Raw genomic sequence first — 15,095 nt, 5'->3', positions numbered from 1 at the left:
ATACGTCAGAATTGAATTCTACGCGAAACTAAGTCAAATACCCCGCAGTAATCTGCGGGGTATTTGTTTTTCCGGGCGCAGCGCACGAAGAGCTGTCCCGAATATAATTTTCTGGACAGCTCTAAATATTGTATAAGGAATTACATCCTATATTTTTCGATATCGTTTCGCAGTTTCATAAAGTTTTATAATCCTCTGAGGACTCACATTGCTCTGTATGTTATGTACCTGATTGAATACATATCCTCCTCCCGGTGCAAAGGTTTCTATCATCCGTTTCGTTTCATCTTCAATCTCTTCCAGTGTCCCGAAAGACAGTGTTGTCTGGGTACTGCATCCCCCGCCCCAAAAGGTGATATTCCTGCCGAATTCGCGCTTCAGGGTACCAGGGTCCATCTTTTCGGCATTAATCTGCACCGGATTGAGGGCGTCGACTCCTGTCTCAATCAAGTCCGGTATCAGATCATATATACTGCCGCAGGAATGAAGCAGTATATGAGAGCCAGGTACTTTTTTCTTTATATATGAATATATTTTTTTATGATAAGGTTTAAACACTTCGCGGTAAACTTCCGGAGAGATCAGAGTCGACGTCTGCATTCCCAGGTCATCATTGCACTGGAAGATATTTGTATAAGGGCCTACCGCCTCCAGGTAGGAATCCAGGAATTGCAGGTATGCCTCAGTCAACTGTTCCAGATAAGACTTAACCAGTTCCGGTTCTGTGTAAATTCTTACAAGAAATTCTTCATATCCCCAGTCTTTAATTCCCTTTTCAAAAATACTGATCCCCGTGGATGCTACGATCGCTTTATCCGTATTCTCATAGAGATCTCTGGCATGTTCTTTTATATATAACAATTCCTTCTCAGAGGTTCCAGGAAGCGGATATTCCCCAAGCTCATCCTCCGTCTCCTCCAGCGGATGATAGCAGTCATCAAAATACAGACCATCCGCAGGCCGTTTTAATACCGGAACTCCATTTGCAATAAGAAGAGAGGAGCCGTCTTTCTGTTCTTCAGGACGAAAGCTTTTCGGAACCAGATATTCTTTTCCATCCATGAGACGCTCCCTTCTGTACTCATCAATCTGCACTCCGGCAGACGGAGCAAGACGGTGGAGAGCAACGCAGTCCGTTCCGAACATACGGCTTATCTGTTCTCCCGGTTCTGCCAGAAGCTGTTTAAAGTCAAAAACCTTAATCTCTTCTTCTATATTCAGGTAATCCAGAAGTTCACGGTATGCCAGTGCATTAATTCCAGTCGATCTTGTAGCGCCAAAATCTATCGGCACCTGATCCGGCTCTTTATGTTCCAGCGCGGCTGCCACACGTTCACGGCCAGTCATTTCTTTCATAGCTAAGTTCCTCTCTTTGCACATTTTTCTATTTCACTGACCCACTGGTCAGTCCTGTAACCAGGAACTTCTGGAAACAGATAAATACAATCAAACCGGGAATCGTAGAAACAAGGGATCCCGCGGCAACCATCCCATCTCTCGCAAAACCACCCATTCCGATGTACGACTGCAGTTTAATAGGAAGTGTCTGCAGCGCTGGTGTCTTCATCAGACACAGGGCAAAAAACAATTCATTCCAGGCATTGATAAATGCAAAAACACCGGCTGTCAAGATCCCCGGAAGAATCACCGGAATCAATATTTTCTGTATGACCTGCCATGTATTACAGCCATCTATCTGAGCCGCTTCCTCCAGCTCTTTTGGCACACCTCCTATAAATCCCCTCATCATCCAGCACGAGAACGGAAGAGACCACACCGCATAGCAGATGATCAGACCTGCATGGGTATTCGTAAGTGCAAAGTTTTTCAGAATATTATACACTGGCACCACGGTAATGATTCCCGGTATCATCTGGGACAGCAATACCCAGACTACCATACCAGAAGTCAGTTTATTGCGGAACCGTGCCATAGAGTATGCTGTTGGTATCGCCAGCAGGATAGCAATCACCATCGTAATCAGTGATATTTTAAAGCTGTTTTTTATATCCTGCATAAATACCTGGTCCCCTGCCAGCTCCTTAAAGTTGGATAAAACAGGATTTTTTGGAAGAAACGTAGGGACAGCACTGTTAATTTCTGATGTGGTTTTAAATGCATTTGTCAAAATCACAAGAAACGGGCCAATCAGATAAAAATACAGAACCAATAACAGCAGAAGGCCTAAAATAGAAAATAAAAGTTTTTTTCCTTTTCGTTTTACTTTTGCCTGCACCGTTTACACCTCCTTCTGTTTGAGTACTCTGATATAGAAAAACAAAAATGCTGCACACACCACAACCATAATATTTCCATACGCCGTGGACAGTCCAAAATTACCATATTTAAACGCCTGCAGATAGGACTCTACGGTTATTGTCAATGTTGCGCTTCCCGGTCCGCCCTTTGTCAGCAGGAACTGGGAGCTGAAGTCTGTGGTGATCCACATAAACAGCAGGGAAACTGTCACCATACTGATTTCCCTCAATTCAGGGAATGTAATATACCAGAATTTCTGGAATGCATTTGCACCATCAAGCTGCGCTGCTTCATAGTTTTCCTCCGGTATGGCCTGCATGGATGCCAGAAACGACATTGCAGTAAAAGGAATGCATCCCCAGACTATAATTGTAATTACCGCAAAAATAGCATATTTTTCATCTGACACCCAACCGATATTGTGGTCTATCAGATTCAGCTTCGTAAGAAGGTAGTTCAGCTGTCCGTTATTTACACTAAATATTTTCTGCCATACACCCACTTTCGCAACGGGTGGTACCGCCCACGGGATAATCAGCAGAACTCTCCATAATTTTCTAAATGGTATATTGCTGTTCAAAAGAATCGATACTGCCAGACTGATCAGATAAATAGCAATCAGCGAGACAAGCAGTATGAACATGGTATTTTTCATTGCGACTTTAAGATACCCGTTATTAAATATGTAACTGTAGTTCTCCAGGCCATTAAACTTAGCGGGCATTCCAACTTTATAATCTGTAAAACCGATATAGATCCCTCTTAATATAGGAAAAAGACTCAGTATACTGATGCAGACCAATGAAGGCAGCAACAGCATAATTGATTTTTTGGTCTGATTCTTCATCAGTCTTCTTGGCTGGCCAGTTGATTTTTTCATATAATTCATTCCTTCCGGCATTGCTTATGCAGCAGTTCTTCCTTTTCATATAGTGCAGCACCTGCCGCGGCAGGCACTGCACCAGTTTCATTCATTGCAGATAAATCACTTTACTTAAAGTGTGTTATTTGTCAATTCTGGATTCTTCCAGGAATGGCAGGAGTGACTTTTCCATCTTGTCTTTAAAATCATCAAACGTAATCTGGCCTGTAAAATATTCCTGATAAATTGTTTTGCCTTCACCTTCAATAAAGCTGCCCCATCCAGGTACTGATATATAATTAGGTACTACAAGACTTTTTGCACTCTGATAAGCCATAGACCAGCCTTCCTCATCTTTGTTAAACTTCTCCATTACGGAATTTCTTCCCGGGAAAATATATGCAGCCTGTGCGATTCTTTCCTGATTCTCCTGATTCCAGAAATATTTCAGGAATTCCATGGCAGCCTCTTTATTTTTAGACTTTTCAGGAATACTTACGGTCTGGATTGCCCCATAACTTGCTGTTGACTTAATCTTAACCGGCGGCATCATTCCCCAGTCAACCTCTTTATCGCCCATCTCATTGATGAACTGTGATCTCGTATAGCATCCAAGCCCCGCCAGTATACCGATCTGACCGTCCATGAAAGCTGATTCCGCATCATATCCATCTGTAAAGATCGCCGGATCCATAATGCCCTCTTCCGCCATACCTACAAAAGTTTCCATAAGTTCACGGTATTCTCCGTCCAGATTCAGCTCATACTGATCTCCATCCGTTTTCAAAGGAGAGACTTCCGCTTTGGTTGCCCAGGAATCGTTAAAGAAACGTGCAGCCCAGTTCAATCCTTTCACTGCAATTCCTTTTACACCTTTGCTGTCATCATTCAGCTTACGTGCCGCATCAATCAGTTCATCCAATGTCCACGGGTCATCTGCTGTAGGAGCTTCAATTCCCTTTTCCTTAAACAGGGTCTTATTGTAGTAGATCATATCGACTTCACTCTGATATGGAAGCGCTGTGATTTTTCCGTCCGATGAGGTCATCAGATCCCACACTTCCTGGTTCACGTCATTCTTCATCTCATCATCCAGCATCGGAGAAAGATCTGCCAGGAATCCCCGTTCTTTCCAAAGCTGAATCGGCGGCGTCCAGTACTGGAATATATCCGGTACATCTCCTGTCTCAAATGAGGTCAGCATCTCCTGGTCCACAGTACCCCAGTCTCCCTGGATGTACTCTACCTGTATTTCAGGATGTGCCTCATTCCATTCATTAATAACTGCCTGTGTCTCATCCTGCTCAGCCAGCATCCATGCCAGTGACTTATAAGTAATATGGGCGGGATTTTCTGCTGAATATTCGCCTCCGTCTGAGCCTGTCTCCTTTTCAGAGTTCCCTCCGCACCCGGTAAGGGCACCTACTGTCATTGCCGCGGTCAGAAGAACCGCCGTTGCCGTTCTTAAGTTTTGTTTCTTTCTCATACCTGTACCTCCACTTTCCACTTTTTTCCATGTACTCTTTTGTACACCTTTGTTTACGTGGATTATATAATCATTGCCCTGTGAAGTCAATACTCATATGCTTATTTTGTTGATATTATACAATTTATGATTATATTTTTGTGCATTTATCACATTTTTATTTTTTATCTTGACTATAAAAACATACAATTGTAATATTATCTTATAGTTATACAAAGATGTACATATAGACCAATAATCTATCATCACCTATAGAAAGGACGTGTTTTTCTCATGTACAACAACATTGATCCTGTATACAAACAAATTGAAGAAATCATCCTGAAAAACATTGAAACCGGTGTCTGGCCGGTACATAGTAAGATTCCTGATGAGATTGCACTGGCAGAAGAATTCCAGGTAAGCCGCGGAACACTGCGCAAGGCTCTGAAAGAAGCACGCCAGCAGGGTCTGCTGACACAAATACGCGGAAAGGGTACTTTCGTCGTCTCCCAGCAGATTGAACATCCTATCGGAAGCAGCCTGATCTCCTTCTCCGAATCCATGAAGCAGCAGGGACTTTCCTTTAAAACAGTTGTTTTAAAAAAAGAAGTTATTATTCCGGACTTAAAGATTTCAGCGCTCCTCGAGCTTGCCCCCGGGGAGGCAGTAAATTATATAGAACGTGTGCGACTTTCCGATCAGGTTCCTGTCATTTATCTTAAGAATTACATGCCTGTCAAATATTTTGACGGATTAATCGATGAAGACCTTGAGAACATTCCGTTGTTTGACTGCATGGAAAATAAGTATAACCAGAAAATCCAATGGGGGCGCAGATTCTTCCGTGCCGTCCCCGCCCTGGGAGATATAGTCCAGAATCTGGGAGTAGAGGTAGCTTCCCCAATCATGCAGCTGGAGCAGATTATTTATGATAAGCACTCAACTCCACTGGAATGTTCAACTGTCTGGATTAATTCAGACCGCTTTGACATTGTTTCTATTCTCCAGCGCTGATGCAGGCCATGCCTGGCAGCAATGAGTCCGGACACCGAATGATTTTTCAGGTGTCCTGGATTAAATCAAGAAAGGTACGATATGAAAAATATGATCTTAATTCCCCGAACAACCTACATATACAGGGTAAGACACCGAATTATGGAAGGGGACTGCCAATACGACCACGGCCCCCGTCCGGTGACCGCAGGCCCCTTCCTGGCAGGCAGATACCCTGTTACAAATGCACAGTATTATCAGTTCATACAGGAAAGCAGCTATATTCCAGAAGATTCCTCCAATTATCTTCTGCATTGGGAAGATGGCAAGTATCTCCCAGGAGAGGAAGATCACCCGGTTGTCTATGTAAGCCAGAAGGATGCCGCTGCATATGCAGCTTTCTATGGCTGCCGGCTGCCTCTTGATTATGAATGGCAGCTGATCGCAGCAGGTTCCCGAAAGAATCCATATCCCTGGGGAAATTCTTTCAAAGCCTCTCTCTGTAATTTTGAAGGTGAGAAAACCACTCCGGTAAACGCATATCCTGACGGGGCAAGCGTATACGGATGCGAGGATCTCTGCGGCAATACCTGGGAATGGACAGGCGACCTGATTGATGATGGTATGCATCTGTTTACTTTTTTGCGCGGAGGCTGCTGCTATAAGGCGCCTCATTTCTGGCATGCGGAAGGCGGTGCCCATCCAAATGACTATCATTTAAAATTCCCACTGCTAAACGAGGGGCTGAACCGAAACAAAACGATAGGATTCCGATGCATCCGGGAGGTGAGTTCATGAAATATCAGATAAAAAACAGCAAAACATCTTTGGAGCTCGTACTTGAAAACGGAATTTTTCTGCGGTATGCTTCGCCGCCGGGCAGACATCCCGTACTCTGCGAAAAGGATACGGAACTGTTTTCCCTGCGCAGCACAGCGCAGATCCTGTCATCTGATCGCTTCGATATTATCGGAGTACACACTGACCAAGATGAAACTGAAGAACTGTTGACCGTGGAAGCGTATTGCTTTGATGCCCGTCTCAGGCTTCGTCTGTGTTTTTTAAATAATTTAGTGGATACAATATACATTATTTTCCAGATGGCGGACGATAATGCTCCGGATATGCGGGACAATTATTACTTTCACAGCCCTTTTTTGGCAAGCCTAACACAGTATGCCCCTCAGGGCGGTAAAATCTATTATCCGGCAAATCCGGCAGCAAAAAAGGACGGCACATCGGCCATGCAGCTCCATCCGCTGATTCATCTCCCGCTCGTTGTAACCGATGAGGATGACGGTGCCGGATTCGCAGTCTCCTTCCCCACTTTGTCCAGTCTGGAAGTAGCTGTCCAAAACAGAAACGTGGATCTCTGGAAAATCAGCAGCCAGGAGGAGCTCCAGAATCATTCCTCGCTGCTTCGCCTCACGGATTGTCTGAGCGATATTGCCGAATTCCAATTCTGCGGATTGGAACGCGGCTGGCGCGAGGCTTTTGCCAGAGTACGGCACAATTTTTGCAGGGAACTCGACATGCGTGAATATGAAAGGCCGGAGCTGAAGTGGTTTTCGGATACCTTTCTCCACCATTTTACGTTTCTCTATTCAAAAGAAGCCTATGATTATGAAAATGGCAGGCCCGATATTGGGAGGCTGCTGAAAGACGGAGAAGAGTTCGGCGGTTATGATACTCTTACGCTCTGGCATCAATACCCCCGCCTGGGCGTTGATTCCCGGTCTCAATGGGATTTCTTCCGGGATTTTCCCGGCTCCATCCCCGGCATTGCCGATGCGGTACGCACAGCCCACGAGCACAATGCAAAAGTGCTCCTGCCTTACAAGCCATGGGATATTGGAACCAGCCAATCCATGGACAGTGTTTTGAAAGAGATTACTTCACTGCTGAAGGAAACGGACGCGGATGGATTTTTTCTGGACACAATGGACCAGGCCCCCGGCAAATTCCGCCGCGCCGCTGATGCAGCAAAACCGGAAGCAGTATTCTGCAGCGAGCTTCATCCGGCAGACAAGGATTCGCTTTCGCTTCTCACCGCTTCCTGGGATCAGTTCTGGAATATGCCCTGCATGCCAGAAGCAGATCTGCTGCGTTTTATCCTTCCTTCACACACCGCCCCTCAGATCTCCCGCTGGCAGAATGGCTCCGACAAGGATACGCTGATCAACCGGGCCGTTTTCTCGGGCACAGGCCTGGTCATCTGGCAGGATGTATTCGGTTCCTGGCTGCCCTACAGTGCGGCTCAAAAAGAGAAAATACGCAGGTATAAAACGCTTTGGACCAGACATAAAAGTTTCTTTACAGATGCTGATGCCGTTCCGTTTTATCCCGTGAAAAAAAACAATTTATACTGCAACCGTTTTATGGATCAGTTAAATAAAGCTTGCATTTACACTTTTTATAATGACAGCGATACCGATCTCTCGGGGATCCTCGCAATACACAGAGATTTCCAGGCACACATCTGTGAATGTCTGTGGGGTGCACCGCATATCCGCCTGGAAGGCAGGGAACTGACAGGCACTGTTCCCGCAGGGGAAGTCATTATGATAAAAGTATCCGGGAACACCCCGTAACTCCTGCCCATAAGGGCAGACCTGCAGCAAGCTGCAGAATCTAATTTCAGGAGGTTCTATACTAATGAGCAAACCTAAACTTTCAATTGTAGGCAGCTATGCTGCCGGCCTGACCATGAAAACATCCCGCTTCCCGATAAGCGGTGAGACACTTCTTGGACATGATTTTACCTGTATGCATGGCGGGAAAGGCTCCAACCAGGCAATTGCCTGTGCAAGACAAGGCGCCGAATCCACCCTCATAGCGAGTATCGGAGATGACCTGTACGGAAAAGCGGCCTTAGAACTCTGGGCCAGGGAACATGTGGATGCCGCACACGTGTGCATCTCTCCCAACGCACCAACAGGCGCCGGTTTTATCATGGTCGATCAGGATGGAAATAATGAGATTTTAATTGACCTGGGAGCCAACAACAAATTGAGTGCCGAACATGTCTCCCAAACAGCAGATGTGATCGCTGCATCCGATGTTCTGCTTCTGCAGCTGGAAATTCCATTGCCGCCAGTAGAGGAGGCTCTTAAAACCGCCTCCAAAAACAGCGTATTTTCCATTTTGAATCCAGCGCCATGGCAGCCGCTCCCGCTGGATATCCTGACAGGATGCAGCCTAATAACACCAAACGAAACAGAAGCAAAATTGATGCTGGGAGCTCCTGCAGATTCGGAGATTGATATAAACACGCTGGCTGACAGCCTCCTCCAAAAAGGTCTGCAGTCTGTCATCATTACACTGGGTGAAAAGGGATGCTTCATTGTCAATCAGCAGTGCCGGGAACTTATCCCTGCATTTTCAGCAGATGCTGTAGATACAACCGGAGCCGGGGACACTTTCACGGCATCTCTGGGAGTAGCCCTGGCGGAAAAAGCCTCACTCAAGGAGGCCGCTCTGTTCGCCTCCGCGGCTTCTGCATTATCTGTATCAAAATATGGAGTCATTGATTCCCTGCCCACGCGACAAGAAACAGAAGCATTTTTACAACACGAAAAGGAGAATGTATATGCAGATTAATCCAAACGACTTCCTGACAGCCGGCCTGCTCAAGGAGATCTCGATATCCGGACTGGGGCACCTTTCTCCCCGCTTTACATACCAACAAATGGAAGAAAATCTGTGGCGTCTGTCTTTTTCCTGCCACCTGGATAAAGCGCATGCGCAGAAAGACTGGGAGGCTGTACTGACAGCCGGTTTTTCGCCAACATTCCATTGGGCGCCGCATCTGACGCCTCAAAACGGATATGTGGCAGCCAGACATGTGTTCCGCACACCTGCGGTTATCTTCCAGGATAACTGCCATACTCTGGCCGTGATTCCCGATATCAGGACAATGGCCTCCCAGAGGGTTCCGTGTTACCTGGATATGGATGCCGTAAACCAGACCATTTCCATCGGCCTGGCCGATTCACAGGTGACCGGCCATATTCTTTATCACAAGGCTCCGGAAACATGCTATCCGGAAGGAGATCTGGAAATCGCTTTTTATATTCTCGTGTATCAGGAGGCCCTGAAAAACCCTTTCCGGCCGGTTCTCTCCTTTTTCTGGGAGCGTTTCGGAGCATCCGACTTCCGAAGTCTCACAGAGTCCAAACGTAATCTGGAAGTTTATACGAATCACACTTACCGGTGGGCCTTCCAGAACTGGAAAGAGGTTGTCTGGCAGGAATTCCCTGTCAACGGCACCGTTGTCGGAGCACCTGCTTTTATTGTAACGGCTACACAGAGCCCCGGCAGCCCCCGCCCGCCTCATCAAAGGGAAGCACTGTCTATCTGGAATCAGGCCTGGTTCTGTTCCCTTCGAAGTGCATCCGGTTTATACCGCCATGCAAGACGGATTCAGGATCCGGAATTAATGGCCTATGCACAGAAGACAAAGGAGCTGGCTCTGGCTTTTCCACAGACTGACGGTCTTTTCCCTGCTGTCGCCGCAACCCGGATGGAGTTAATTACAGATGAAAACGAACCGGAGACTCAAAACATGCGTTCCCTCGGCTGGGACACTCTGTACTGGGGAAATTCCGACAGGAATCCATTTTCAGCGGAAATCGAAACCTCTCCGTACCATATACTCGATATGAGTTTTACCGCAGAATATATGTTAACCTGGTATGAAGATCTGGAACCAGACCAGCGGCTCCTGGATTATGCACTTAACTATGCGGACAGGCTGGTCGGTCTGCAGGATGACAGGGGATATTTCCCCGGCTGGACAGATTCCTGCGGGAACCGGCTGGGAGTCCTGGATGATTCACCGGAAAGTTCGATGAGTGCAGCCTTTCTGATCCACTGCTTTAACCTGACAAAAAACAAACATTATCTGGATGCCGCCCTAAAATGCCTTGACGCAGTCATAAGGGATATCATACCAGAAGGAAGATGGGAAGATTTCGAGACTTACTGGTCCTGCTCTCATTACTGGAATGACCATACAGGAGAGAAAATCCCGCGGAATAACATGTACAAACAGTGTAATTTTTCTATGTACTTTACCTCACTCGCACTCCTGGAGGCTTATCTATGCACAAAAGAATCCCGTTATATGGATTGGGGGCGCCGCGTAACAGATGAAATGCTGATGACCCAGTCCTCCTACCAGCCATCTGCTATCCCCATCCCGGTAATCGGTGGATTCGGTGTGATGAACGGTGATGCGGAACTCAACGACGCCAGGCAGAGCCTGTTTTCTATTCTGCTTTTGCGCTATGCGCACGTTACAGGCGACAAGGAATACATGGAACGCGGATTCGCCGCACTGCGCATTTCATTTTCCATGATGTACTGCCCGGAAAATCCAGAGGCCCGGCTGCAGTGGGAAAAGGCATGGCCTTTCTTCGGAGAGCTGGATTATGGATTTAACATGGAGAATTACGGACACAATGGCGTAGTCACCGAGGAGGGCATCGGAATCGGTGAGTTCACCATCTATGACTGGGGAAACGGAGCTGCCTCCGAAGCTTACGAACGGCTTTTGGATCTGTACGGTACTGAATTTGTAACCCAAAAATTTTCATAAAAGGAGAATTATCATGTCAGATTCACAGACTTATCCCGCAGATATTTCCTCTATCTGCTTTTCCAGAGAGGGAAAACGTAAAAGAATTTCTTCCTATGACAGAACCGGTGGGAATGACGACCGGATCCATCTCAAAGTAAAAGAAAACAAAACTATTGCCCGCATGGATCAACCCGGAATGATCACGCATATCTGGATGACCATCGCCACTGACAGCCGCCTGCCCGAAAAGGACCATCTGCGTAAAATGGTACTCCGCATGTACTGGGACGGTGAAGAAACGCCCAGTATTGAAGCTCCCATCGGTGATTTCTTTGGAATGGGGCACGCAATAAGCAGAAATTTCGTCTCGTCTCCGTTTCAGATGAGTCCCGAAGACGGGAAAGGCTTTAACTGCTGGCTTCCCATGCCTTACCAAAACGCCAGGATCGAAGTGGAAAACGAATGCGGACAGCCTATGACACTTTATTATTACATTGATTATGAAGAATACACATCACTCCCGCCAAATATGCTGCGCCTCCATGCCCAGTGGCGCAGGGAAAATCCCACAGTGGGAATCGATGGCAGCACTATGGCGAACAGCGAATTTCAATTTAGCGGAAAAAATACAACCGGAGACGACAATTATGTGATTCTGGAGGCAGAAGGAAGAGGCCATTATATCGGCTGCAATCTGAATATCCACAACCTTCGCGACACTTCCCAATGGGACTGGCCCGGTGAAGGGGATGATATGATCTTTATAGATGGCGAAGAGTGGCCTCCCACACTTCACGGCACAGGCACCGAAGACTATGTGAATATGGCATGGTGCCCCACGCAGGAATACTGTGCTCCCTATCACGGCCTGATTCTCCCTGGAAAAGATAACTGGAAGGGGAAAATTACTTATTACAGGTACCACATCCAGGATCCGGTTATGTTCCAGAAATCAATTCGCGTAACCATTGAACACGGGCATAATAACCACCGGAGCGATGACTGGTCTTCCACCGCATACTGGTACCAGGATGAACCCCACATGCGCTTTCCGCAGCTGCTGGATGTCGAGAGCCGTCTTCCCGTCTATGAGGAAGAACTATAGACATACGAAACGCAAAATACCCGTCAATGGGATGAAGAAAGCATTCTGACGTTCTTACTATTCATTTAAAATGAAAGGAATGTTATCATATAAAAGTAAAAACCGGACACAGGGAAGGACCGTATTTCGGCAGCTTGCTGCCGCAGACCCAATCCCCTGTGCCCGGTTTGTTTATATAGTTCTCTTTCCTGTCAGTACAGCTTGCTGCTTAGCAGGTAGCACCACCCCTGAGGTGCTTCTGTGCGGCAATATTTTCATCTTTTCTGGACAGCAGTTCATCTGTCAGAAGCTGTTCCTGAACATTTTCAAATCCCAGGCGGGCTACCGTATCTGCAAATCTCTCGCCCGTGATTCCCTGTTCTCTGAACAGAAGGATTGCTTTTTCTACTACTGAAAGCACTTCTTCTTTATCTGTAAACACCTTATCCAGATATTGGCCCTGCGCAACTTTTTTGCCCCAGCGGCCGCCGATGTATACTCTGTATCCGTTTGTGTACTTCTCAATTACTTTGAACGGGCATTTTCCGACGCATCGTCCGCAGTGATTACACTTATCGTCATCAATCAGAATCTTACCGTCAGCCAGCTCTGCGATCTTGATCGGACATCCCTCTACAACCTGACATGTCCCGCAGCCGCGGCATTTTTCAAAGTCAATCTGCGGCACACGCTGTCCAATGATCCCCAGGTCGTTCAGATCCGGTTTCACACAGTTATTCGGGCATCCACCCACAGCAATTTTGAACTTGTGCGGAAGCTTGACGCTGGAATATCCATGATAGAAACGTTCATGTATCTCTTCCGAAAGATCAAATGTGTCAATCAAACCATACTGGCAGGTCGTTCCTTTACAGGATACAACCGGCCGGACTTTTGAACCTGTTCCGCCTGTTTCCAGCCCTGCCTGCATCAGATATTCTCTGAGTGGTTCAATGTTGTCATATGGCACTCCCTGAATCTCTACAGTCAGACGGGAGGTCATCGTCACTTCGCCGCTTCCGTAAAGCTCTGCCGCTTCTGCAATAGTACGGGTCTCTTCGGCAGTGATTTTTCCGTTTCTCGTGATGACGCGCCCGTTAAATTTATTGGAGGTTGTCTTATCTTTCAAAAACCCAAGTGCCTTTACTCTTGTCTCATCTTCCGCTGATACTTCGGCCTCCGGATTCTTTACCCTGACATCATTGAAGAAGACACCGCCTTCCAGAGCGGCTGTATTTGTATAACCATAATAGCTCAGTCTGTTCTGGAGGAAATATGCACGTTTTCCCTTTGTACAGACTAAAAGCAACTTCTCTTCTTTTCCGATTCCTTCGAGTTCGCCCTTTACTGCGCCCAGATTCACATACTCTGCGCCGCGGACAGACGGTGCCAGCCCCACATCCAGGACACGCCACCCCTCCGCTTTTCCTTCTGCGTATTCGGCAGGAGTCATGCTTACCAGATCACCGTTGATCTTGTTCAGCAGAATGTACACAGCCTGGACAAATGGGTGAATGGCTGTGGAAAACGGAGGTGCATAGGCAAAATCAGCGTTTTCATAATCTTCCAGAACTGCGCCCATGTTAATGCCCATCACGGCTATGTCTATCATCTTATCTACCGCTCCCGGGCCAAACACCTGCACTCCCAGAAGTTTGTGGGTATTTTTATCCGCAATCAGCTTAGTTACAAAGGAGGAAGCTCCCGGATAGTAATGTGCCTTATCATCCGTTACTGCCAGAGCCGTCACTGCCTCGTATCCTGCCTCTTTTGCCTGTGCTTCTGTGAGCCCTGTGCGGCCGCAGTTCAGGTTCGGAAGCTTCACAACGCCGGTTCCGAGAACACCTTTATATTCCTTTTTAACTCCTGTCAAAACCTGCGCAAGTGTCCGGCCTTCCATATTGGCGGAAGAGCCCATGGGAGACCACTGTCTCTTTCCTGTGATCCGATTGGTTACCATTGCACAGTCTCCAGCCGCATAAACATCCTCTGCGCTGGTCTTCATCTGACTATCTACCAGAATCGTTCCTTTAAACATCTCAATTCCGCTGTCATTTAGAAATGCAGTATTCGGGCGGATACCCGCTGCCATAATCACCATCTGGCAAGGCAGCGTTCCCGCTGTCGTTTTCACAGCAGTTACGCTGTCCGCGCCTGTGATTGACTCAGCTTTTGTGCCCGTGATGACACGGATCCCCTCTTTCTGAAGGTGCTTTTTCCCATACTCAGCCATTTCCGGATCCAGAATGTTCGGAAGAATCTGGGCTGCAAAATCAATCACAGTAACCTGTATTCCCCTGGCTTTGAGGTTCTCAGCCACTTCCAGGCCTATGAAACCAGCTCCCACTACAACCGCTTTTTTCACGCCATGGTCTTCTGCATAAGCCCGCACTCCAATTGCATCATCCGGTGTACGCATACGGAATACTCCGGCAAGCTCCATCCCCTCTATCGGAGGAACAGACGGAGAAGCTCCTGAAGCAATGATCAGCTTATCATAGGAATACTCTTCTTCTTTCAGAGTCTTAAGATTTTTAGCTTTTACCACTTTCTTTTCAGCATCCAGTCCAACTGCTTCGATACCAGTCCTGACCTCTACACCGGTGAGTGCGGAATATTTCTGAGGTGTATTGACAATTAATTCTTCTCTCTCTTCAATCAGACCGCCCACATAATACGGCAGACCACAGCCTGCATAAGATATATCCTGATCCTTTGTGATAATCATAACTTCAGCGCTGCGGTCCTGGCGCTTTAATTTTGCAGCGGTCTTCGTACCTGCTGCAACGCCTCCAATAATTAATACCTTCATGTCTCTTTCTCCTTTGATTTTATGTACCGTTTCCGG

11 protein-coding genes are annotated in these 15,095 nt (G+C 46.9%); 6 read left to right on the top strand and 5 right to left on the bottom strand.

Features of this window, described 5'->3' with window-relative positions; translation table 11 throughout:
* Positions 1 to 147 precede the first annotated feature (147 nt).
* The 4 genes from HMPREF0240_RS00540 to HMPREF0240_RS00525 form a co-directional block, all read right to left on the bottom strand.
* Positions 148 to 1,356 (bottom strand): uroporphyrinogen decarboxylase family protein, encoded by a 1,209-nt coding sequence (locus HMPREF0240_RS00540; RefSeq protein WP_035312171.1) that lies wholly within the window; start codon positions 1,354 to 1,356, stop codon positions 148 to 150.
* Positions 1,357 to 1,384: 28 nt separating this feature from the next.
* Positions 1,385 to 2,236: a carbohydrate ABC transporter permease gene (locus tag HMPREF0240_RS00535; RefSeq protein WP_009001507.1), complete on the bottom strand. Its 852-nt coding sequence runs from the start codon at positions 2,234 to 2,236 to the stop codon at positions 1,385 to 1,387.
* Between the two features lie 3 nt (positions 2,237 to 2,239).
* Positions 2,240 to 3,139 carry a sugar ABC transporter permease gene (locus tag HMPREF0240_RS00530; RefSeq protein ID WP_157290590.1) on the bottom strand — a complete coding sequence of 300 codons (900 nt, stop codon included), beginning with the start codon at positions 3,137 to 3,139 and terminating at the stop codon, positions 2,240 to 2,242.
* Between the two features lie 124 nt (positions 3,140 to 3,263).
* A complete protein-coding gene (locus HMPREF0240_RS00525; protein WP_009001505.1) occupies positions 3,264 to 4,607 on the bottom strand; it encodes a sugar ABC transporter substrate-binding protein in 1,344 nt (447 codons plus the stop codon).
* Between the two features lie 273 nt (positions 4,608 to 4,880).
* Here HMPREF0240_RS00525 and HMPREF0240_RS00520 point away from each other — a divergent pair, with 273 nt between their 5' ends.
* From HMPREF0240_RS00520 to HMPREF0240_RS00495, 6 genes are all read left to right on the top strand, one after another.
* The gene (locus tag HMPREF0240_RS00520; protein WP_009001504.1) at positions 4,881 to 5,603 is read left to right on the top strand and encodes a GntR family transcriptional regulator; all 723 of its coding nucleotides are present in this window, start codon (positions 4,881 to 4,883) and stop codon (positions 5,601 to 5,603) included.
* Between the two features lie 81 nt (positions 5,604 to 5,684).
* Entirely contained in the window at positions 5,685 to 6,380 is a 696-nt protein-coding gene (locus tag HMPREF0240_RS00515) for an SUMF1/EgtB/PvdO family nonheme iron enzyme (protein WP_009001503.1), read from the top strand.
* Positions 6,377 to 8,173, top strand: a complete 1,797-nt coding sequence (locus HMPREF0240_RS00510) for a hypothetical protein (protein ID WP_009001502.1) — start codon at positions 6,377 to 6,379, stop codon at positions 8,171 to 8,173. The genes HMPREF0240_RS00515 and HMPREF0240_RS00510 overlap by 4 nt, the downstream gene beginning before the upstream one ends.
* 64 nt (positions 8,174 to 8,237) lie before the next feature.
* On the top strand, positions 8,238 to 9,182 hold the full coding sequence (gene rbsK, locus HMPREF0240_RS00505) for a ribokinase (RefSeq protein ID WP_009001501.1): 945 nt from the start codon (positions 8,238 to 8,240) through the stop codon (positions 9,180 to 9,182).
* Positions 9,172 to 11,181, top strand: a complete 2,010-nt coding sequence (locus tag HMPREF0240_RS00500) for a hypothetical protein (protein ID WP_148486257.1) — start codon at positions 9,172 to 9,174, stop codon at positions 11,179 to 11,181. Before rbsK ends, HMPREF0240_RS00500 begins: the two co-directional genes overlap by 11 nt.
* 13 nt (positions 11,182 to 11,194) lie before the next feature.
* On the top strand, positions 11,195 to 12,268 hold the full coding sequence (locus HMPREF0240_RS00495) for a glycoside hydrolase family 172 protein (RefSeq protein ID WP_009001499.1): 1,074 nt from the start codon (positions 11,195 to 11,197) through the stop codon (positions 12,266 to 12,268).
* A 208-nt stretch (positions 12,269 to 12,476) separates the two neighbouring features.
* On the opposite strand, the gene HMPREF0240_RS00490 is transcribed toward HMPREF0240_RS00495, so the two are convergent.
* Positions 12,477 to 15,059 carry an FAD-dependent oxidoreductase gene (locus HMPREF0240_RS00490; RefSeq protein ID WP_009001498.1) on the bottom strand — a complete coding sequence of 861 codons (2,583 nt, stop codon included), beginning with the start codon at positions 15,057 to 15,059 and terminating at the stop codon, positions 12,477 to 12,479.
* Positions 15,060 to 15,095 lie beyond the last annotated feature (36 nt).

It is taken from the genome of Clostridium sp. D5 (assembly GCF_000190355.1).
In the GTDB taxonomy this organism is placed as follows: Bacteria; Bacillota; Clostridia; order Lachnospirales; family Lachnospiraceae; genus Faecalicatena; species Faecalicatena fissicatena_A.
The sequence above is the reverse complement of the archived record's forward strand: the minus strand, read 5'-3'. Positions and strand labels throughout refer to the sequence as shown.

Coding starts and splice junctions, on each gene's coding strand:
- HMPREF0240_RS00490 (WP_009001498.1), bottom strand. CDS start 15,059: ATGAAGGTATTAATTATTGGAGGCGTTGCAGCAGGTACGAAGACCGCT.
- HMPREF0240_RS00500 (WP_148486257.1), top strand. CDS start 9,172: ATGCAGATTAATCCAAACGACTTCCTGACAGCCGGCCTGCTCAAGGAG.
- HMPREF0240_RS00525 (WP_009001505.1), bottom strand. CDS start 4,607: ATGAGAAAGAAACAAAACTTAAGAACGGCAACGGCGGTTCTTCTGACC.
- HMPREF0240_RS00515 (WP_009001503.1), top strand. CDS start 5,685: ATGAAAAATATGATCTTAATTCCCCGAACAACCTACATATACAGGGTA.
- HMPREF0240_RS00530 (WP_157290590.1), bottom strand. CDS start 3,139: ATGAAAAAATCAACTGGCCAGCCAAGAAGACTGATGAAGAATCAGACC.
- HMPREF0240_RS00540 (WP_035312171.1), bottom strand. CDS start 1,356: ATGAAAGAAATGACTGGCCGTGAACGTGTGGCAGCCGCGCTGGAACAT.
- HMPREF0240_RS00495 (WP_009001499.1), top strand. CDS start 11,195: ATGTCAGATTCACAGACTTATCCCGCAGATATTTCCTCTATCTGCTTT.
- HMPREF0240_RS00510 (WP_009001502.1), top strand. CDS start 6,377: ATGAAATATCAGATAAAAAACAGCAAAACATCTTTGGAGCTCGTACTT.
- rbsK (WP_009001501.1), top strand. CDS start 8,238: ATGAGCAAACCTAAACTTTCAATTGTAGGCAGCTATGCTGCCGGCCTG.
- HMPREF0240_RS00520 (WP_009001504.1), top strand. CDS start 4,881: ATGTACAACAACATTGATCCTGTATACAAACAAATTGAAGAAATCATC.